General features: G+C 59.0%; 17 protein-coding genes. 6 read left to right on the forward strand and 11 right to left on the reverse strand.

Annotated elements, in window-relative coordinates; genetic code table 11:
• Positions 1 to 5 precede the first annotated feature (5 nt).
• Positions 6 to 1,577, reverse strand: coding sequence for an alpha-L-rhamnosidase-related protein (locus IYV58_RS13025; protein WP_195729665.1), 1,572 nt, complete (start codon positions 1,575 to 1,577; stop codon positions 6 to 8).
• Between the two features lie 203 nt (positions 1,578 to 1,780).
• On the opposite strand from IYV58_RS13025, the gene IYV58_RS13030 reads away from it, so the two are divergent.
• Positions 1,781 to 2,602 carry a helix-turn-helix domain-containing protein gene (locus IYV58_RS13030; protein ID WP_142445713.1) on the forward strand — a complete coding sequence of 274 codons (822 nt, stop codon included), beginning with the start codon at positions 1,781 to 1,783 and terminating at the stop codon, positions 2,600 to 2,602.
• Positions 2,603 to 2,721: 119 nt separating this feature from the next.
• Here the strand turns inward: IYV58_RS13030 and IYV58_RS13035 are convergent, their stop codons facing one another.
• From IYV58_RS13035 to IYV58_RS13045, 3 genes are all read right to left on the reverse strand, one after another.
• Positions 2,722 to 3,054 carry a DUF6616 family protein gene (locus tag IYV58_RS13035; RefSeq protein ID WP_195729666.1) on the reverse strand — a complete coding sequence of 111 codons (333 nt, stop codon included), beginning with the start codon at positions 3,052 to 3,054 and terminating at the stop codon, positions 2,722 to 2,724.
• Positions 3,055 to 3,169: 115 nt separating this feature from the next.
• Positions 3,170 to 3,682 (reverse strand): MarR family winged helix-turn-helix transcriptional regulator, encoded by a 513-nt coding sequence (locus IYV58_RS13040; protein ID WP_087829394.1) that lies wholly within the window; start codon positions 3,680 to 3,682, stop codon positions 3,170 to 3,172.
• Between the two features lie 181 nt (positions 3,683 to 3,863).
• Entirely contained in the window at positions 3,864 to 4,445 is a 582-nt protein-coding gene (locus IYV58_RS13045) for a flavin reductase family protein (protein ID WP_004120679.1), read from the reverse strand.
• Between the two features lie 210 nt (positions 4,446 to 4,655).
• Between IYV58_RS13045 and IYV58_RS13050 the strand changes: the two genes are divergently transcribed.
• The 4 genes from IYV58_RS13050 to nhoA all read left to right on the forward strand — a co-directional run bounded on the left by IYV58_RS13050 (position 4,656) and on the right by nhoA (position 9,058).
• Positions 4,656 to 5,360: an ABC transporter ATP-binding protein gene (locus IYV58_RS13050; RefSeq protein ID WP_162626014.1), complete on the forward strand. Its 705-nt coding sequence runs from the start codon at positions 4,656 to 4,658 to the stop codon at positions 5,358 to 5,360.
• Entirely contained in the window at positions 5,357 to 6,325 is a 969-nt protein-coding gene (locus IYV58_RS13055) for an ABC transporter substrate-binding protein (RefSeq protein ID WP_142468241.1), read from the forward strand. Before IYV58_RS13050 ends, IYV58_RS13055 begins: the two co-directional genes overlap by 4 nt.
• Before the next feature lie 155 nt (positions 6,326 to 6,480).
• Entirely contained in the window at positions 6,481 to 8,136 is a 1,656-nt protein-coding gene (locus tag IYV58_RS13060) for an ABC transporter permease (RefSeq protein ID WP_195729667.1), read from the forward strand.
• Positions 8,137 to 8,212: 76 nt separating this feature from the next.
• Complete coding sequence (gene nhoA, locus IYV58_RS13065; protein ID WP_087829387.1) at positions 8,213 to 9,058, forward strand: N-hydroxyarylamine O-acetyltransferase; 846 nt, start codon at positions 8,213 to 8,215, stop codon at positions 9,056 to 9,058.
• 145 nt (positions 9,059 to 9,203) lie between these two features.
• Here the strand turns inward: nhoA and narI are convergent, their stop codons facing one another.
• The 6 genes from narI to IYV58_RS13095 form a co-directional block, all read right to left on the reverse strand.
• Positions 9,204 to 9,884 carry a respiratory nitrate reductase subunit gamma gene (gene narI / locus IYV58_RS13070; protein WP_004120670.1) on the reverse strand — a complete coding sequence of 227 codons (681 nt, stop codon included), beginning with the start codon at positions 9,882 to 9,884 and terminating at the stop codon, positions 9,204 to 9,206.
• Positions 9,881 to 10,576 (reverse strand): nitrate reductase molybdenum cofactor assembly chaperone, encoded by a 696-nt coding sequence (narW, locus tag IYV58_RS13075; RefSeq protein ID WP_004120668.1) that lies wholly within the window; start codon positions 10,574 to 10,576, stop codon positions 9,881 to 9,883. Before narW ends, narI begins: the two co-directional genes overlap by 4 nt.
• Complete coding sequence (narH, locus tag IYV58_RS13080) at positions 10,576 to 12,120, reverse strand: nitrate reductase subunit beta (protein WP_087829382.1); 1,545 nt, start codon at positions 12,118 to 12,120, stop codon at positions 10,576 to 10,578. The genes narW and narH overlap by 1 nt, the downstream gene beginning before the upstream one ends.
• The gene (locus IYV58_RS13085; RefSeq protein WP_195729668.1) at positions 12,117 to 15,857 is read right to left on the reverse strand and encodes a nitrate reductase subunit alpha; all 3,741 of its coding nucleotides are present in this window, start codon (positions 15,855 to 15,857) and stop codon (positions 12,117 to 12,119) included. Before IYV58_RS13085 ends, narH begins: the two co-directional genes overlap by 4 nt.
• A 104-nt stretch (positions 15,858 to 15,961) precedes the next feature.
• The gene (locus tag IYV58_RS13090; protein ID WP_004120662.1) at positions 15,962 to 17,356 is read right to left on the reverse strand and encodes a NarK family nitrate/nitrite MFS transporter; all 1,395 of its coding nucleotides are present in this window, start codon (positions 17,354 to 17,356) and stop codon (positions 15,962 to 15,964) included.
• A gap of 189 nt (positions 17,357 to 17,545) precedes the next feature.
• Positions 17,546 to 18,121, reverse strand: coding sequence for a TetR family transcriptional regulator (locus IYV58_RS13095; protein WP_004120660.1), 576 nt, complete (start codon positions 18,119 to 18,121; stop codon positions 17,546 to 17,548).
• A gap of 119 nt (positions 18,122 to 18,240) precedes the next feature.
• Between IYV58_RS13095 and IYV58_RS13100 the strand changes: the two genes are divergently transcribed.
• Complete coding sequence (locus tag IYV58_RS13100) at positions 18,241 to 19,731, forward strand: MFS transporter (protein ID WP_004120658.1); 1,491 nt, start codon at positions 18,241 to 18,243, stop codon at positions 19,729 to 19,731.
• Between the two features lie 120 nt (positions 19,732 to 19,851).
• On the opposite strand, the gene yddG is transcribed toward IYV58_RS13100, so the two are convergent.
• Positions 19,852 to 20,730, reverse strand: a complete 879-nt coding sequence (gene yddG / locus IYV58_RS13105) for an aromatic amino acid DMT transporter YddG (protein WP_004120652.1) — start codon at positions 20,728 to 20,730, stop codon at positions 19,852 to 19,854.
• Positions 20,731 to 20,737 lie beyond the last annotated feature (7 nt).

Genomic DNA, 20,737 nt, shown 5'->3' on the forward strand with positions numbered 1-20,737 from the left:
TGTTGTTAAAGTCCGTACTGGCGAATAAACCAGGCCGGAGTGCAGCTCCACGCATGGCAGTAACTGTTGATCAGTTTGCTGCCATAAGGGGAAAAGTCAGGATGCGCCGGGTCGAAGATTTCCCAGAAAGTATCGGCGCCGTAGTCGACCATGGCGCCCCAGTAGGCCTTGAGCTGCGCAATCGCTTCATCCCGCAGCCCGCACTGCAGTAGGGCGGCGATATAGTGGTGACGCAGATACGGCGTGTTCATGGCGACGGCGGGGGGATTTTTCTCCAGGTTGCGCATGATCTCCCGTCGCTGCTGCGGCGTGCCGATTTCTGCCAGCACCAGCCAGATTTGCGATGCCCAGGAGACCTGGCGCTGGGGGCCGCTGACGTAGAAGCCCTGCTGCTCGTCCCAGAACGAATCAAGCGCTGCCGCTTTAAGCTGCTGTAAACGCAGGCGATAGCTTGCGGCCAGCTCAGGTTCGAAACGCTCCGCCAGCCAGACGGCGCGCTGCAGGCAGTAAATCAGTACCCCCTGCGCCGCCGCCTGTTTATTCAGCGACGCTTGCCAGTCGATAAACACCCACCATTCGTCGCTATCGCGCACAATACCGGAGGGGCCGCAGCGGCTTAGCGCCAGTTCTACCTGACGGCGCGCCGTGGGCCACAGCTCGCGCGCCGTTTCAATGTCCTCGGCGCTTTGCAAATGGTTATAAAGAACGTCGACAAAAAACAACGAATAATCAAACAGAAAGGTATCGTCCGCAACGATATCCGGCTGGACGAACACATTAGCCGACACCATCCCGTCCTCGCGAGTATGCCCGGCGAAAAGGTACAGACAGCGGCGCACCAGATCGTGGCGGGCGAAGGTGACCTCGTTCACCAGCGCCTGCAGGCGTAAATCGCCGAGCCACAGGCGGCGGTCGCGTTTGGGCCCATCTTCAAACACCTCCTGCATGCAGTTTTGTAGGGTCAGAACGGCAATGCTATCGATGGCCTGGAGCTGCGGGTCGGAGGTTGCCGCCGCCGGGCATGCGCCGCTGGCTGAGGTAACGGCATTAACCTGGATCTGGTCAAACTGCAGACGAAACTTGCGCGAAACGGCTTTTACCTCCACCTTCAGGTAGCGGAAGCAGTAGCGGCGCGGGAGGTCAACTTCGGCGGGCAGGACATCAAGCCACAGATCTTGCTGCTGCAGCCAGCTGCTGCTGAGCCAGCCTTGATAATCGCTGAACGGTTCGCACACTTCGCTCAGCGTTTCGCCGAAGGTGAATTGCAGATGAGCCGGAGCGTCCGGCGGGCTCCCGGCGCTCCGGCAGAGAAAATGCAGGTAGCCAACGTAATGGCTGCCAAAATCAATAATGACGCTATCGCCGCTGGTCAGCTCGCGCTGGTAAAACGCGGCCAGGGTGCTCACCGGCTCGGCGCGCCAGCCAAAGAGCGCCGCGGCGTCGGCGCGGGCTTCCACCACCGCGCTCGGCAGATGCGCCTCACGGCGCAGCGCGGGCCGGAGCGCCTCGGCGATGCGTAAAAAATGCGGGTGGCGAGTCATCGTGACCTGAGAATTATGCTGAATTGCCTGTGACATACTGCGTCCTCTGTGTTTAATTGTCCGCAGCATAAGACGCCGCCGCCCGCGGCAACCACTCTGGCAATGCCAATGCATTTGACAAAATGGCACTGATAATGGGGTGGGCGGGTTGGCGATCACAATTCCACAAATCTGACTCGTGGCCGCCGGTGAAATGCATTATCTTGCCCATGCACCGTATGTTGTTTTGGACTTGATCGATGATGTTAACCGTTGAGTATTATTTCACCCATCCTCAGGATAAGCTGGGGATGTACGCCAGTGACCCGGAAGATAATAGCCATGAACACAGTCACGAATTTGCTGAACTGGTGCTCGTTGAGCAAGGACACGGTTTACACGTTATTAATGGCCGGCCATTATATATTCAACAGGGGGACGTTTTTTACGTTCAGCCGGGCGATGTACATTATTATGATGAGCTGGGAACGCTGAAGTTAATTAACATATTGATTAACCCGCTGGTTGAGTTCCAATATTTACAGCCTCTCGATACCTTATTACAGACTTTCTCTGCGCAGAATGCGTCCTGCTACGGTTGGCTGGCTCCGGACACTCGCCATACCTGCAAGGATCTGGTTGATAAAATCTTTTCACACCCGCTGCGGCAGCCGGGAAATATCGCCCTGAGGGAAGCCGCGTTTTTCCAGCTGGTGACGACGATTCTGCATGCGGAAACTGAAGCCGAATACAGTAATACCAAATATAAGCTGCATAAGCTGCTGACCTGGCTGCAGGAGCACTGTTTTGAAGAACATAACTGGCAGCAGCTGGCGGATAAATTTCATCTGACCACGCGGACCGCTTTTCGTCATATTAAAGAGGCGACGGGGCTGACCCCGGATAATTATTTAAAGCGGCTGAGATTAGTTTCGGCGCGCGTAAAATTACGCGAAACCGATATGACGATTACCGAAGTGGCTTATTTATGCGGTTTTGCCAACAGTAATCACTTCACCACCTTATATAAAAAGGTCTTTGGCCTGACCCCCAGCGAAGACCGGCGTCGTTTGCAGCGGTAGTTCTCTCCCCGGAGGCGATACTGCGCATCTGTCCGGGCTATGGGTCCGCAGCGGTCCGCGGTCCGGTAGCGCGGGCAAGGCGCTCTGCGCCGCCCCGGGGAGAAGACGGGACTGAAGCGTCAGCTCAGCGAGCGGAGATGTTCTTCCATACCGCCGGTAGCTGCCGCGGCATTAATATGATCAAAATAATCATACCAGCCGCTGGCGGCGATACCGGCGAGCAGCGCATTGCGGGCCTGTGCGTCAGGAAAGCGCCAGATCCCCAAAAAGCGGTGCGATGTAGTATGGTCGACAGCGGTATCGGTTTCCGCCAGCGTCAATAGTTCAATGCCGGATCCCGCGAGGCCGCCCATTGCCGTCTGAATGCCGCTGATAAACTGCTGACGGTGCTCCGGGGACAGGCCGCGCCAGGCTGCATTGGGCGTATAAAGTTCGACTAAATAGTGGGGCATATCTGTTGCTCCTCAAGTGAAATTTCGTATCGCCCGTTGGCAGATACGATGTGTGGTGGATGGAGGCGACGCCGTGAGTCCTTGCGCGCAGAGCGCCTGCGAAATAGCTTCAGGCTTATCCGCCACAAGGGGGAACGCCTTTACCTGCCAGCGTCCCGGCGGCGACCTTCGTCAGCAGTTCGGACAGCTGGCCGCGCTCCTGCGCCGAGAGATGGCTGAATAAGCCGCCAATCCAGCGGCTATGCTGGGCGAAGACGCGGGTGATAAGCTGTTTTCCTTCTGCGGTTAAGGCAATGCTCATGGCCCGGCCATCAAGGGGGTCGGCATGGCGCTCAATAAGCTGGTCGCGCTCCAGGCCGTTAAGCAGGCCGGTAATGGTGGCGCGTGTGACGCCCGCTTTTTCCGCCAGCACGTTGGGGGCCAGGCCGTCTGGCGCGGCATCAAGCAAAAACAGCAGCACGAAGCGCCCTTCGGATAATCCCCACGGAGCCAGCAGCGTTGCACAATCGCGATCGATGGCGGCGGCGAGCGACAGGGTCTGAAAACAGAGACGGATGTTATCCACGTCGGTAAGCTGGTGACGCTCTGCCTCCTGTAGTAGAGAAAGGTATTTCTGTTCAAGTTCCATAGCGGCCTCCGACATATAGTATGGCGCCTAACTATATGCATAAAGCGACAGGCGATCAAGCGTAAAAGGCGTTTTGAAACCCGCCGTGGAGAATGCAAACAAGCTGACGACGCCGTTTTGGTGAATTCCTGGTCAGCACTTTGTGCAGGCCTTTAGAACCGGCCCGCACAGGGGAGGGGCTCTACTCTTCCGGAGTATTGGCGCGCACGTGGCGACCGCTGGCGACAAAATTGCCGGTGCCGAGATGATGCAGGGTATTAATTTTATCGTCGTCGAACTGCCAGCGGCCGGTGACGAAGGCGCGCTCATCGGCGGCGGCGGAAACCACTTCGCCAAACAGCGTATCGTACTGCTCCTGAGCCGCCGTTGCCGGCAGCAGTCGGCACTCCATCCACGCCAGACACTTCTCTTCTATCAGCGGTAATCCCAGCTCCGGGCCTTGCACCACCGGAATACCGTAAGCGTTAAATTTATCTTCATCGCGCCCGCTGATGCTGCCGACCGCGTAGGTCCAACTGGCGGCCTCGACGCCCGGGACGACGATGCCGAAGGTGCCGTTACGCTCAATAATTTCCCGCGTCCAGGCGCTTTTATCCACCACGATGGCCAGCCGCGGCGGGGCGAACTCCACCGGCATCGACCACGCGGCGGCCATCACGTTGCGGCGTTGAGACCGGGCGTCATAGCTGGTTATCAGAATGGTCGGGCCATGGTTGAGCAGGCGACTGGCGTACTGGAGTTCCACGTGGCGAAAACGGCTCATATGCGTTCCTTGGTAAATGGGTCTGATGCCAGACAACACGTTAATCCGCAATGAAAATGTAATCAATACGTCATCAAGGCTCCCTATAGTCGGCGTCACTAAGTCCCAAAGAGGATAACAATATGTTAGCTCCCCTGAATTTATCTCAGGTGAGCGCGCGCCGGCGGATGTTGACCGCGGGCAGAGCCTCGCTTTCCCAACGGGAGGGCGATAATGCGCGCGCTGACCAGCATTAAACTCGACGGCGTCTCTTTCGCCTTCGGCGCCCACACCGTGCTTAATCAGATCGATCTGCAAATTGATGCGGGCAGCATTGTTGCGCTGCTGGGGCCTTCTGGCTGCGGTAAAAGCACGCTGCTGCGCCTGCTCGCCGGATTAACCGTACCCGCCAGCGGCAGTATTCACTTTGGCGATCGCCTTGTGGCGAAAACCGGTTGGGGTTTGCCGCCGGAGCAGCGCGATCTCGGTATGGTCTTCCAGGATTACGCTCTATGGCCGCATATGACGGCAGCGCAGAACGTGGCTTTTCCGCTGCGTATGCGCGGCGTCGGGCGTCAGCAACGTCAGCAAAGGGTCGAGGAGGCGTTGGCGATGGTCGGCCTCAGCGGCTTCGCCGACCGCAAACCGTCAGGGCTTTCCGGCGGCCAGCAGCAGCGCGTTGCCCTGGCCCGCGCTATTGTCGCCGAACCGCGCGTGCTGCTGTTCGACGAGCCGCTCTCCAATCTCGACAGCGAGCTGCGCGAGTCGCTGTGCATTGAAATGAGCCGCCTGCTGCGCCAACTGGGCATCACCGCCGTCTACGTCACCCACGACCGTCGCGAAGCCGAACTGTTGGCCGACAAGATTGTGCATTTATCCGCGGGCTGCGTTGCCGCCGTCCGCGCTGTGACTTCAACCTCAGGGGAATCCGTATGAAAACCGTTATGACCGTTAAGAAAGGAGCCGCGCTCGCGATGATGCTGTCTGCCACGATGATCTCCAGCGCCCACGCGCTCACCGTTTATACCGCCGGTCCGGGCTCACTGGCGAAAAGCCTCGCCAGCGGCTATGAGCAGAAAACCGGCGTTAAGGTGAATATTTTCCAGGCCACCACCGGTAAGGTGATGGCGCGTCTTGAGGCCGAACAGGCTAACCCGCAGGCGGATGTGCTGATTTCCGCCTCCTGGGATACCGCAGAAGATTTGCATCTCCGCGGCTGGCTGCTGCCGTATCAGAGCGCCAATGCCGATAAGGTCCCGGCCAACCTGAAATCCACCGATTACGTTGCCCAGGGGATTTCGGCGCTGGGGATCGTCTGGAATACCAAAAGCGGCACCCCGGAGCCAAAAGAGTGGCGCGACCTGACCGAAGCGGCGTTTAAAGGCAAAGTGACGACGCCGGACCCGGCGCTTTCCGGCGCATCGCTGGATTTGCTGATCGGGTTACAGAATGGCATGGGCGATAAAGCCTGGGTGCTGTTTGATGATTTAAAGAAGAATGGCATGGTGGTCAGCGGGCCGAATGCCCAGGCGGTGACGCCGGTGATGCAGGGGGCGAAAGCGGCGGTATTCGGCGCGGTAGATTATGTGTCATACGGCAATATCGATCAGGGCGAAGCGCTGAAGGTGATTTTCCCGGCCAGCGGCACGGTCATTGCCCCGCGGCCGATGATGATCCTCAAAACCAGCCAGCATGCCGAAGATGCTAAGGCCTTCGTTGATTATGTCCTGTCGCCGGAAGGCCAGGCGCTGGTCGCCGACGCCTGGCTGATGCCTGCCCGCAGCGATGTTCCGGCGAAGCGCCCGCTGCTCAACGAGCTGAAAATTCTGCCAACCGTCAGCGATGGCAAGAGCGAACGCAGCGCGGTGCTGTCCCGCTTTAATACGCTTTTCGCCCAGTAAACCGACATCCCACGGGTTGCGAAAGTTTGCTCAGGCACACTCCCCGGAGGCGGCGCTGGCGCGCCTGTCCGGGCTACCGGACCGCAGACGGCTGTGAACCGGTAGCCCGGCTAAGCGCAGCGCGAGCCGGGGAAGATCGTATCCAGGAAAATACCGTGAAACAGAAACTGATTTCCGCTGGCACGCTGGCGGCGCTGCTGGTGCTGGTGGCGTTGCCGCTGCTCTTTATTATTCTGCAGGCGATTTTCCCCCGGTTTAGCGCCGGGTCGCTGGAGGGCGCGTTTAGCGGCGTGGCGGCGCTGATTGCCGACCCGCAGCTGCCAATGATGCTCGGCGGTACCCTGTGGGTGGCCTGCGGCGTGGCGCTGATGAGCGTGCTGATCGGCCTGCCGCTGGGCGTGTTGCGCGGGTTGTTTAATTTGCCGTTGCCGCGGCTGTGGGATTTGCTGTTTCTGATCCCATTTCTTACGCCACCTTATATCGCTGCCCTGGCGTGGACGCTGCTGCTGCAAAGCAACGGCTATCTGCAACAGCTAACCGGCTGGGATCTCAACGATCTGCTGTTTAGCCGCAGCGGGATCGTGCTGGTGATGACGCTCAATATTTTCCCGGTGGTCTATTTTGCCGTTTCGCGCAGCCTGCTGGCGAGCGGTCAGCGGCTGGCGATCGTCGCTCGGGTGCACGGGGCCAGCGCCTGGCGGGCGTTCTGGCACATTACGCTACCGATGCTTTCACCGGCGCTGGCGGCGGGGATGCTGCTGGCGTTTACCCTGGCGATTGAAGAGTACGGCGTTCCGGCGGCCCTCGGGTCGCGCGCGGGTCTGCTGATGCTCACCGTGGGAATCGAGAAAAAGCTCGCCGACTGGCCTATCGATCTTCCCGGCGCCTCGCTGCTGTCGCTGTTGTTGATGGCGGTGGCGCTGCTGGCCTGGTGGCTGCAAAAACGGCTGACTGGCGATAAAGAGGTCACCAGCGTCACCGGCAAACCGGGGGAGAATAGCGGGGCGGAATTGGGCTGGCTGGCGCTTCCTGCGGCGCTGTTAATGGTGAGCGTCGGGGGTGTGGCCGTGATACTGCCGGGAGCATCGATGGTGCTGACCAGCCTGATGGGTACCCTGTCGGGCGGTATTCATTGCGATAACTTTACCCTCCGCCATTTCACGGCGCTGTTTGCCCAGCAGGGCGACGCGCTGTCGGCGCTGGGTACCAGCCTTTCGCTGGCGCTGGCTTCGGCGCTGATTGTCGGCGTCATTGGCCTGCTGGCGGCGTGGCTGGTGCTGGTGCAGAAAATAAAGGGTAGCGCGATCGTCGATGCGCTGTCATTGATGCCGGCGGCTTTGCCGGGCGTGGTGGTCGGCGTCGGGCTGATTCTGCTGTGGAACCAGCCGTTCTGGCCAGTGTCGCCTTACAACACCTGGTTTATGCTGCTGCTTTCCTACTGCTGTCTGCTGCTGCCGTGGCCGGTGCGCTACGTTGGCAGCGCGCTGCGCCAGCTTGGTCATAACCTTGAGCCCGCCGCGCGGGTGCACGGCGCGACGCCCCTGCAGGCGCTGCGCCTGATCGTCCTGCCGCTGGTGTTCCCGGCGCTGCTGGCGGCGATGCTGATGGTGTTTGCCATCGCCTCCCGCGAGCTGGTGACCTCGCTGCTGCTGGCCCCCGCCGGGACGCAAACCGTGGCGGTGTTTATCTGGCGTCAGTTTGAGCAAGGATCCCCAGGACAAGGCATGGCGATGGCCTCGCTGACGCTATTTACCGGTTTGGGGCTGATGCTCAGCGCGCTGGCGTTGATGCAGCGGGGCGCGCGCGAATAACGCCGATCGCACAAAATACGCCATCTGGCGACAAAAAAAGGCTATAAATGTCGGACACCGATTGCTGGAGGCATTGATGAGTCCATTTTTAAGCGCCTATTTTTCTCGCCTGGGCTGGGCGGGTACCCCGGATGTTTCTCTGAACACCCTGCGTGAACTGCATATCCATCATAATGGCGCCATCCCCTTTGAGAATCTCGATGTGCTGCTGCCCAGAGAGATTCATCTCGACGATCGTACCCTTGAGGAGAAGCTGATTCATGGTCGCCGCGGCGGCTATTGCTTTGAGCAAAACGGCCTGCTGGAGAGGGCGCTGCGCGAGATCGGTTTTAACGTGCGCAGCCTGCTGGGCCGCGTGGTGCTGGCCAATCCGCCGCATATGCCGCCGCGAACCCACCGGCTGCTGCTGGTGGAGGTGGAAGGGGAACGCTGGATTGCTGATGTCGGCTTCGGCGGCCAGACCCTCACCGCGCCGATTAAGCTGCTGGCGGATATTGAACAAGCCACACCGCACGGCGAGTATCGCCTGATTAACGAAGGGGATGAGTGGGCGCTGCAGTTTAGCCATCACGGCCACTGGCAGTCGATGTACCATTTTGATTTAGGTCGCCAGTACGCTGCCGACTATGTAATGGGCAACTTCTGGTCGGCGCACTGGCCGCAGTCGCACTTTCGCCACCACCTGCTGATGTGCCGTCATTTACCGGACGGCGGCAAGATGACGCTGACCAATTTCCACTTTACCCATTGGGATAAAAACCATGTGGTCGAAAAGCTGGATTTAGCGGATGTTCCGGCGCTGTATGAAGCGCTGAAAACGCGTTTTGGTCTTGGGGTCGATGATGCCAAATACGGCTTCAGCGAAGCAGAGCTGGCGGCGGTGATGGCGGCGTTTGATACCCATCCCGAGGCCGGAAAATAAATATCATTCAGGAACCGTTACTGTCAAACGTCGATGTTTCCCGGCTTGCGCTACGCTTAGCCGGGCTACAGCTTCACAGCTATCTGCGATCCTGTAGCCCGGGTTAGGCGTTTACGCCGCCACCCGGGATGATTGCGGATTTTGCTCAGCGTCTTGAACGCACCACCTGGTAGCGGCGGGTGAAATATTCAAACGGCGCGCTCCAGACGTGAACCAGTCGGGTGAACGGGAACAGCAGGAAAATCGTCATCCCCAACACCAGGTGCACGCGGAAGACAAAGGCGACGCCGCTGAGCATTTCTGACGAGCCGCCGCGGAACGTTACGATGCCCTGCGCCCAGCCAACCAGCTTCATCATTTCACTGCCGTCCGGATACTGCGCCGAGAAAGGAATCGTGCTCAGCCCGAGCAGACACTGAATCAGCAGAATGCTCATGATGATAATGTCCGGCATCGTCGAGGTGGCGCGCACGCGCTGGTTGGTCAGACGGCGCCAGAGCAACCCCGCGCCGCCAATCAGCGTCAGAACGCCGCACACGCCGCCGAGCACCATCGCCATCTGCTGCTTGACCGCAATCGGCAAAAACCAGGCATACATCCAGTGCGGCGTTAGCATACCGAAGAGATGGCCAAAGAAAATGCCGAGTATGCCGATATGGAACAGATTCGACCAGAGCACCATCCCGCGTTTATCCAGCATCTGGCTGGAGGAAGCGCGCCAGGTGTACTGACCGTAGTCATAGCGCAGCCAGCTGCCGAGAAAAAAGACCGTTGCGCAGATGTAGGGGTAGATGTCGTAAAAAAAGACGTTCAGGTAGTGTATCATTTCGGGCCTCCCGCGCTGACGTCGACGTACTGCGGCGCCACGTCCTGGCTAAAGCGTCGTTGATATTGCTGTAACGGTGAGCTGTCACAGGCCGTAGCGTTGTCTTCGATAAATTTCACCTGTTCTTCTTCCCAGACCGCATCCAGCGCCTGTCGGGTGTCATCGCGGGACTCGTTGTTGACCTGCTGCGTGACACTGTCACTTGATAGCGGGATCCCGCCCAGGCTGAGCAGGGCGTCAAACAACTGATACCAGGGGACACCGCGCTGCTTTAGCCGCCCGCCCAGCAGCGCCAGAATCGGCGCGACGTTTTGCAGGCCTTCGCGGGCTTCGGCTTCCGGCAATATGCTGAGGTATTCCAGATACAGCGGCAGGTGGTCGGGGAGTTCGCGACAGTCGAGCACCAGGCCCGCTTTTTCATACTGTGCGAGCAGGTCGACCATCGCCTGACCGCGGTCGCGGGACTCTGCGTGCACGTGTTCGAACAGCAGCAGCGACGTGGCGCGGCCCCGGTCGAACACTTCGCACCATTCGGCCTGCTTGTCCAGCAGCGGGGCATTCAGCATCTCCGCGGCGAAGTCGTCGAGCAGGGGGGCGTCGTGACGTACTATGCTCAGCACCTCGTCCTTGCACTGCCAAAGACACTCATCCGGGTACTCCAGCAGCAGGGCGATCGCTTTGAGGATTCGCATTATTCTCCCTCCGCTTTATCGCGCACTTCGGTGATGTTGATGGCGTCAATGCGGCTACTGTTGAACAGGTTGAATTTGCTGTCGGAGCCGTGGCAGCCGTCGCCGAAGGTAAAGCCGCAGCCGTTGCGCTCGGGGAAAGCATCGCGGGCCATTTCGCGGTGGCTGGTCGGGATCACGAAGCGGTCCTCGTAGTTGGCGATCGCCAGATAACGGTACATCTCCTCGACCTGCTCAACGCTTAAGCCCACCTCCTCGATGGCGCGGGTATCGGTAACGCCCTCCACCGTTTGCGAGCGCATGTAGTGACGCATCGCCATCATGCGCTTCAGCGCGCGCAGTACCGGGCCGGTATCGCCCGCGCTGAGCATATTGGCGAGATACTGCACCGGAATACGCAGGCTTTCGATGGCCGGAAGCACACCGTCGCTTTTCGGCAGACCGCCGGCGTCGGCGTAGGACTGAATCGGCGACAGCGGCGGCACGTACCAGACCATTGGCAGGGTGCGATATTCCGGATGCAGCGGCAGCGCCAGCTTCCAGTCCATCGCCATTTTGTACACCGGCGAGCGCTGGGCGGCATCAATTACGTTTTGTGGGATCCCCTGTTTCAGCGCTTCTTCAATCACCGCCGGGTCGTGGGGGTCGAGGAACACCTCGCACTGCCGCTCGTAGAGATCGGTCTCGCGCTCGGTGCTGGCCGCTTCTTCGATGCGGTCAGCGTCATACAGCAGCACCCCGAGATAGCGAATACGCCCGACGCAGGTTTCCGAGCAGACGGTGGGCTGCCCGGATTCGATACGCGGGTAGCAGAAGATGCATTTTTCCGATTTGCCGCTTTTCCAGTTGAAGTAGATTTTTTTGTACGGGCAGCCGCTGATGCACAGACGCCAGCCGCGGCATTTATCCTGGTCGATCAGCACGATGCCGTCTTCTTCACGCTTGTAGATGGCGCCGCTGGGGCAGGTGGCGACGCAGCTCGGGTTCAGGCAGTGCTCGCACAGGCGCGGCAGATACATCATGAAGGTGTTTTCAAACTGCCCGTACATCTCCTTCTGAATCTTGTCGAAGTTACGGTCGCGGGCGCGCTTTTCAAACTCGCCGCCGAGCAGCTCTTCCCAGTTGGGCCCCCAGATGATTTTATCCATCCGCTTGCCGTCGATAAGCGAACGCGGACGGGCGGTGGGCAGGTGTTTGCCCTCGGGGGCATTGTGCAGATGCTGATAATCAAAGGTGAACGGCTCATAGTAGTCGTCAATCTGCGGTATCACCGGATTAGCGAAGATCTTGGTAATGACGCCCATTTTACCGCCCAGACGCGGGCGTATTTTGCCATTAACATCACGCACCCAGCCGCCTTCCCACACCTCCTGATCTTCCCAGTTTTTCGGATAGCCGATGCCCGGTTTGGTTTCAACGTTGTTAAACCAGGCGTATTCCATCCCTTCGCGTCCGGTCCAGACGTTTTTACAGGTGACGGAACAGGTGTGGCAGCCGATGCATTTGTCGAGATTGAGAACCATACCGACCTGTGAACGTATTTTCATTTTTTCGCCTCCTGTACCCCATCGCGACCTTCGTCATCCAGCCAGTCAATATTTTTCATTTTGCGGATCATGATGAACTCGTCGCGGTTGGAGCCGACGGTACCGTAGTAGTTGAAACCGTAAGCCAGCTGGGCGTAGCCGCCAATCATATGGGTCGGTTTCGGGCACACGCGGGTGACCGAGTTATGGATCCCGCCGCGCCGTCCGGTGACTTCCGAGCCCGGAATATTCATCAGGCGCTCCTGGGCGTGGTACATCATGGTCATCCCCGGCGGTACGCGCTGGCTGACCACCGCGCGGGCGGTGAGCGCGCCGTTGGCGTTGAAGGCCTCGATCCAGTCGTTATCTTCGATACCCAGCTCGCGGGCGTCGGTTTCGCTGATCCACACGATTGGCCCGCCGCGCGACAGGGTCAGCATCAGCAGGTTTTCGCTGTAGGTGGAGTGGATGCCCCATTTCTGGTGCGGCGTCAGGAAGTTGAGCGCTTTTTCCGGGAAGCCATTGGGCGGGATCGCTTTCATCTGGCTGACGCTGCGGGTGTCAATCGGCGGACGATAAACCACCAGGCTTTCGCCAAAGGCGCGCATCCAGGGATGATCCTGATACAGCTGTTGGCGGCCGGAAAGGGTGCGCCAGGGGATCAGCTCGTGGACGTTGGTATAGCCGGCGTTATAGGAGACATGCTCGCTCTCGAGGCCGGACCAGGTCGGGCTGGAGATGATTTTGCGCGGCTGGGCCTGAATATCGCGGAAGCGGATTTTTTCATCCTCTTTATTGCGCGCCAGGTGCGTGTGCTCGCGGCCGGTAAACTCGCCGAGCGCCTGCCAGGCTTTTACCGCCACCTGGCCGTTGGTTTCCGGGGCGAGGGCGAGGATCACTTCCGAGGCGTCGATGGCGCTGTCGATGCGCGGTCGGCCTTTCGCCGGGCCGTCCAGCTTGACGTAGTTAAGCTTGCCGAGGAAATCGACTTCGCTCTGGGTGTTCCACGTAATGCCTTTGCCGCCATTGCCCAGCTTGTCGAGTAGCGGGCCAAGGGAGGTGAAGCGCTCGTAAGTCGCTGGGTAATCACGCTCAACCACGGCGATCGACGGCGCGGTTTTACCCGGCGTCAGCTCGCATTCGCCTTTCCGCCAGTCCAGCACGTCGAAGGGTTGAGAGAGTTCCGCCGGGGAGTCGTGCTGCAGCGGCACCAGCACCACGTCGGTCTCTTTATCGAGGTGGCCCACGCAGACCTCGGAGAAGGTTTTGGCGATATCTTTGTAGATTTCCCAGTCGCTGCGCGATTCCCACGCCGGGTCAACGGCGGCGGAAAGCGGGTGGATAAACGGATGCATATCTGAGGTGTTCATATCGTCTTTTTCATACCAGGTGGCGGTTGGCAGAACGATATCGGAGAACAGGCAGGTACTGGACATGCGGAAATCGAGGGTCACCAGCAGGTCGAGCTTGCCTTCGATGGCCGCGGTCTGCCACTCCACCTCTTCGGGCTTCACGTCGTCGGCAGCCCCCAGCTCATCGCCCTGAATGCCGCTGTCGGTGCCCAGCAGATATTTGAGCATATACTCGTGGCCCTTGCCGGAAGAGCCCAGAAGGTTGGAGCGCCAGATAAACAGATTACGCGGATGGTTTTTGCCGTTATCCGGCTGTTCGCAAGCGAAGCGTATCTCACCAGACTTCAGCGCCCGGGCGGTGTAGTCCGCAGGGGTAAGTCCGGCCGCGGCGGCCTGTTCCTTAATCGTCAGCGGGTTGACGCCAAGCTGCGGCGCGGAGGGCAGCCAGCCCATACGCTCGGCGCGTACGTTAAAGTCGATCAGACTGCCGCTGAATTGGCTGGCATCGGCCAGCGGCGACAGCAGCTCCTGGGCGGTCAGCTTTTCATAGCGCCACTGGCTGGCGTGATTGTAAAAAAAGGAGGTGCTGTTCATCTGGCGCGGCGGGCGGTTCCAGTCAAGAGCGAACGCCAGCGGCAGCCAGCCGGTTTGCGGACGCAGTTTCTCCTGGCCGACATAGTGAGACCAGCCGCCGCCGCTCTGGCCGACGCAGCCGCAGAACACCAGCATATTGATCATCCCCCGGTAGTTCATATCCATGTGGTACCAGTGGTTGACGCCGGCGCCGAGGATAATCATCGACCGTCCGTGGGTTTTATGCGCGGTATCGGCAAATTCGCGGGCGATCTGCTCGATGTGCTGGCGCGGGACGCCGGTAATCTGTTCGGCCCACGCCGGGGTATAGGCTTTTATCTCGCCGAAGTCCTGCGCGGCGTTGGGATCGTCTAAACCGCGATCGAGTCCGTAGTTGGCGAGGATCAGATCATAGACGCTGACCACCAGGCCGGTTTCGCCGTTGGCCAGCGGCAGCTGTTTAACCGGCAGCTGATGCAGGGTCACCGGCTCCTGCTTAACGCTGCGGAAGTGCGGGTTTTCGTTGCCGCCGAAGTAGGGGAAACCTACCGTCACCACGTCGTCACGGCTACCCAGCAGCGACAGCGAGAGTTCAATGGTTTGCCCGGCGGCCTGCTGTTCGAGGTTCCATTTGCCTTTTTCCCCCCAGCGGAAGCCAATCGAACCGTTGGGCGCCACCAGTTCACCAGCGTTGTTATAGGCAACGGTTTTCCACTCCGGGTTGTTGCTTTCGCCCAAATCGTCAACCAGATCGGCGGCGCGGACCATCCTGCCGGGAACGTAGAAACCCTCCTCGCGACGCTCAAGCATCACCAGCATCGGCATATCGGTGTAGGTGCGGCAGTAGTTGAGGAAATAATCGCTCGGGGTATCAAGGTGAAACGTTTTGAGGATCACATGGCCCATCGCCATGGCCAGCGCGCTGTCGGTACCCTGTTTCGGCGCCAGCCACTGGTCGCTAAGCTTGGCGACTTCCGAAAAGTCCGGGGTAATCGCGATGGTTTTGGTGCCCTTGTAGCGCACTTCGGTAAAAAAGTGGGCGTCCGGCGTTCGGGTCTGCGGGACGTTGGAGCCCCAGGCGATGATATAGCTGGAGTTGTACCAGTCGGCGGATTCGGGAACGTCGGTCTGTTCACCCCAGGTCATCGGCGAGGCGGGAGGAAGGTCGCAGTACCAGTCGTAGAAGCTCAGGCAGGTGCCGCCGAGCAGCGACAGATAGCGGGTACCGGCGGCGTAAGAGACCATCGACATCGCCGGGATCGGCGAAAAGCCCGCCACCCGGTCCGGGCCGTAGTTTTTGATGGTCCAGACGTTGGCGGCGGCGATCAGCTGGTTCAGCTCCTTCCAGCTTGAACGGATAAACCCGCCTTTGCCGCGAACTTGCTTGTAGCTAAGGGTTTTGACCGGGTCGCGCATGATGCTGTCCCACGCCTCTACCGGATCCGGATGCTGGGCCAGCGCTTCGCGCCACAGCTCAATCAGCCGCTTACGCGCCAGCGGATACTTCAGACGGTTGGCGCTGTACAGGTACCAGGAGTAGCTTGCGCCGCGTGGGCAGCCGCGGGGCTCGTGGTTCGGCAGGTCAGGACGGGTGCGGGGATAGTCGGTTTGCTGGGTTTCCCAGGTCACCAGCCCGTTTTTGACGTAAATTTTCCAGCTGCAGGAGCCCGTACAGTTCACACCGTGCGTTGAGCGGACGATTTTGTCGAACTGCCAGCGCTGACGGTAGCTGTCCTCCCAGTCGCGGTTGGTGTTGTACACCTGGCCGTGACCGTTGGCAAAGCTCTCGCCTTTCTGCTTAAAGTAGCGAAAGCGATCCAGTAGTTTACTCATGACATTTCTCCTGATCCATAAACTGTCAGGGCGTTCGCCCGCAGGCCGGGTAAGGCGTATCAGCGCCACCCGGCGTAGCGAGACGACCTGCGTTGAACATGTTGTTATTGTCTTGTCGCCGTCGGTTTCCGCCGGCCGTAGACCAGCCAGGTCACCAGCACGCAGACCACGTAGAATACAAAGAAGACCTTCATCGCCCCGACCGGGGAGCCGGTCATCGCCAGCGAGGTGCCGAAGGCTTTCGGGATAAAGAAGCCGCCAATCGCGCCGATGGCGGAGATAAATCCGAGCGCCGCCGCGGTATCGGTCACCGCTTCGTGCTGAGCCTGCTCATCGCTGCCGCCGCGTTTCTTCACGCTGTCGATGGTGATTTGGCGGAAGATCACGGCGATCATCTGGAAGGTGGAACCGCTGCCGAGACCGGCGGTCAGAAACAGGCCCATAAACACCACGTAAAAGGCGAGAAAGCTGCCTGAGCCGGTGCCGGGCAGGGTGAGAAACAGCAGGCCGGTAAACAGCGCCATCAACACAAAGTTGACCAGCGTCACCCGCACGCCGCCGAGGCGGTCGGAGATGATGCCGCCAAACGATCGCGCCAGCGCGCCGATAAACGGCCCGAAGAAGGCCAGCTTAAGGATGTTAACGTCGGGAAACTGGGTTTTCGCCAGCATGGCAAAACCGGCGGAAAAGCCGATAAACGAGCCGAAGGTGGCGAGGTAGAGCAGGCTCAGCAGCCACATGTGCGGGCGTTTAAGCACCGGGAGCTGTTCGCGAATGGAAGCCTTCGAGCTGGCGATGTCGTTCATGCCTACCCAGGCGGCGAAGGTGGCAATCACCAGCAGCGGAACCCAGATAAGGGCGGCGTTGCTTAGCGCGAGGATCGAACCATCTTCCTGAGGCACGCCGTGTACGCCAAGAAAGGCGAAAATGGGCACAAAAATCGCTGCCGGGGCGATCATCTGCATCACGCTGACGCCAAGATTACCGAGGCCGCCGTTGATGCCCAGAGCGCTGCCCTGTTTCGCTTTAGGAAAGAAAAAACTGATATTTCCCATGCTGGAAGCAAAGTTCGCCCCGGCAAAACCGCAGAGTAATGCAATCGTAATAAATACCCAAAAAGGAGTAGCGGTATTCTGTATGGCTATTCCCAACCAGATACAGGGCGCTACCAGAATAATCGTGCTTAATACCGTCCAGTAGCGCCCGCCAAATATAGGTACCATAAAGGAGTAGGGCACGCGTAATATTGCGCCAGAGAGCGAAGGCAGGGCGGTTAATAAAAAAAGCTGATCGGTGGTAAAATTAAAACCAACCTTATTGAGATTAACGGCGACGGCGCTGAATAGCATCCAGACGCAAAAAGCGAGTAGCAGACAAGCTACGGAAATGCAAAGATTTCTGCGGGCTATTTTCTTTCCCTTATTCTCCCAAAATGCCGCGTTTTCCGGTTTCCACTCTTTTAAAAGATAATGATTCTTTTTCTCATTTTTGCTCTGCATATTGCCCTCGAATGAACAGTCGTCAGTCAAAAAGAATAAACTTGTAAAACAGCAAATTAATAAAAGAAATAAAACCAGGGGATGGGGGATGTATTTGTTGTAATGAATGAAGAATAGATAAGAAAAGCGCATCTAAAAGAGACGCGCGGAGAATAGGTGGGAATTATTTGTTACAAAGTGTAACCCTGATTAAAATAATTCCATCGAAATATAATGATTGATATGTTGATTAAAGGCGGCATCATCAATTTCCTTCATTCCCAGGGCGTAAATACCATCCAGACCGCAGACGAGGGCAATAAGCCGCCAGGCGATACTCTCCGCAGGGTCCCTTGGCCTGAACTCACCCGCTTCGGTGCCGCGCTGGATTATCTTCAGCGTCTCTTCATGCCACATGCTCATCGTCAGCAGATACGCGCCTTTAATATCAGCGTCGCTATCGGCCAGCAGCTGCGCTTCGCGCCATAAACGAATGTAGGGCTCAAGCCTGCCGTCATCGCTGCCCACCATAGAAAACAGGCGTTCGCGCCATGTGGCATCGTCGGCGACCAGCGGCATATCCATCATTTCGCGAATCAGGCGCACGAAGGTATGGGCCTTTAACTCACCCGCGGAGGTGAAATGGTGGTGCAGCTGGCCGGCGGAAACGCCGGCTTCGGCGGCGATATTGCGAACGGTCATGGCGCTAAACCCGCCCTGAAGCGCCACGCGCATGGCCGCCTGCACAATAACTTCCCGACGCGCATCGCGATTTAAGTAGCTCATAACGTTTGTGACCCTGGTTTTTTTGCCGATAGTAACAAAAAGTTGGACACTCGTTCAACATTCCGGCAGGATCGCTTTCCTGGACAGCTGTCCAATATTTAACTTTGAGGAAATGTAGTATGTCTCGGCAATGGTTGACGCTGATGGCGATTTTGCTGGTTTATATCCCGGTGGCGATTGACGCCACCGTTCTCCACGTGGCCGCGCCCACGCTAAGCGTAGCGCTGGGCACCAGCGGCAACGAGCTGCTGTGGATTATTGATATTTATTCGCTGGTCATGGCAGGCATGGTACTGCCTATGGGCGCGCTGGGCGATAAAATCGGCTTTAAACGGCTGCTTCTGCTCGGCAGCGGTATTTTTGGCTCGGCGTCGCTGGCGGCGGCGTTTTCCCCTACCGCAGAGACGCTGATTGCCTCCCGCGCGCTGCTGGCGGTGGGGGCGGCGATGATCGTCCCGGCGACCCTTGCCGGTATCCGCAGCACCTTTTCGCAAGCGCAACAGCGCAATATGGCGCTGGGTCTATGGGCGGCGGTCGGTTCCGGCGGCGCGGCATTCGGCCCGCTGATTGGCGGCATGCTGCTGGAGCACTTTTACTGGGGTTCGGTATTCCTGATCAACGTGCCGATCGTGCTGTTGGTGATGGCGATTAACGCCAAAGTGGTGCCGCGCCAGCCCGCGCGGCGCGAGCAGCCGCTTAATTTTTTCCAGGCGCTGATCCTCATCGCCGCCATCCTGATGCTGGTGTTTAGCGCCAAGACGGCGCTCAAAGGGCAAATGGCGCTGTGGTTAACCGGGCTGGTGGCGCTATCGGGCGCTGCGATGCTGTTCTGGTTCGTGCGCAAACAGCTCTCGGCAACCCGTCCGATGGTCGATATGCGTCTGTTTACCCATCGCATTATTTTAAGCGGGGTGATGATGGCGATGACCGCGCTGATTACGCTAGTGGGTTTTGAGCTGCTGATGGCGCAGGAGCTGCAGTTTGTGCATAGCAAAACGCCTTTTGAAGCCGGGCTGTTTATGCTGCCGGTGATGGTAGCGAGCGGTTTCAGCGGACCGATTGCCGGCATGCTGGTGTCGCGTCTGGGGCTGCGCGAGGTCGCCACCGGCGGAATGCTGTTGAGCGCCCTGAGCTTCCTCGGCCTGTCGATGACCGATTTCAGTACGCAGCAGTGGCAGGCCTGGGGACTGATGACGCTGCTGGGCTTCAGCGTTGCCAGCGCGCTGCTGGCCTCCAGCTCGGCGATCATGGCCGCCGCGCCGAAGGAGAAAGCGGCGGCGGCGGGGGCCATCGAAACCATGGCCTATGAACTGGGCGCGGGCCTGGGCATTGCTCTGTTTGGCCTGATCCTGACCCGCAGCTACACTTCGTCAATCGTCCTGCCGTGGGGTATTGAGGGCGCGGCGGCGGAGCAGGCGTCCTCCTCCATCAGCGAGGCGATTAAGCTGGCGCAGTCGCTGCCCGCCATTCCGGCGCAAAGCCTGCTTGAGGCGGCGAAGACGGCGTTTATTCACTCGCACAGCACCGTGCTGGCCACGGCTGGCGTCCTGCTGTTGTTGCTGGCGGCGGGGATCTGGCGAAGCCTGGCAAAAGCGCCGGAGCTCAACTAACCCTTTGCCAGCCGGCAGCCAGATGATTGAAGAGGTGCCCATCCCGGGAATTGCCATCAGGGATGGGACTGAAGTCAGTCGCGGATCGTGTCGGCCATTAAGGCGTTCGCCGCCTCCGCTTTAGCGCCGGGTTGCCTGCCAGCAGAGCAGGGAACCGGCGCAGACCATTCCGGCGCCCTGCCAGAACGACCACGATAGCGCGGCGCTGAGCAGTACCGCCGCCAGCGCCGATGAGAGCACCGGGGTAAAGTAAGAGGCGGCGGCCAGCAGGCTAACGTTGCCGTGCAGGATCCCGACGTTCCACGCCGCGTAGCCAAACCCCAGGGCGACGGATAGCGCGATCAGCTTGATCGTCACCGGCCAGCTAAAGACCATCGGCGGCTGATCGCTGAACAGGAATTTCAGCCACAGGGTCAGGGCGGTGAGCAGAACAAACAGCGTAATCCCGTTTTTGCCTTTGGCGTATTTCGCGGTGACCGTGCAGTAGGCCGCCCAGATAAACGCCCCGATGAACGCCAGAATATAGCTCAGCGGGCTGGAGATCACGTTGCTGATAATTTCGTCTATATTCAGACCATGCTCACCGCCTAATACCCAGGTGACGCCAAATATAGCGAGTAATAAACCGGGGATAACCAGCCAGCTGCTTTTTTGGCCGTTAAACAGAATGGCGAATAAAATCGTCAGGCTGGGCCAGAGATAATTGACCATCCCCACTTCAATAGCCTGCTGGCGGGTACCGGCAAAGCCAACCGACAGCGCCAGGCAAATTTCATAGCTGACGAACAGCAGGCTCCCCGCCAGTAAATAAGGGCGGGGAATCTGGCGTATTTGCGGGAAGCCGACGGTAAAGATCAGCAACATGCCGCTCAGGCTGTAGAGCATCGCCGCGCCGCCCACCGGGCCAAGACCTTCGCTGACGCCACGAATCAACCCGACCATAGTGCTCCAGAGTACGATAGCGGCCAATCCAATGAGCGTGGCTCTCTTTTTCTCCATATTTAAC

The sequence above is a fragment of the Klebsiella sp. BDA134-6 genome, assembly GCF_015601345.1.
GTDB classification, from domain to species: domain Bacteria; phylum Pseudomonadota; class Gammaproteobacteria; order Enterobacterales; family Enterobacteriaceae; genus Klebsiella; species Klebsiella grimontii.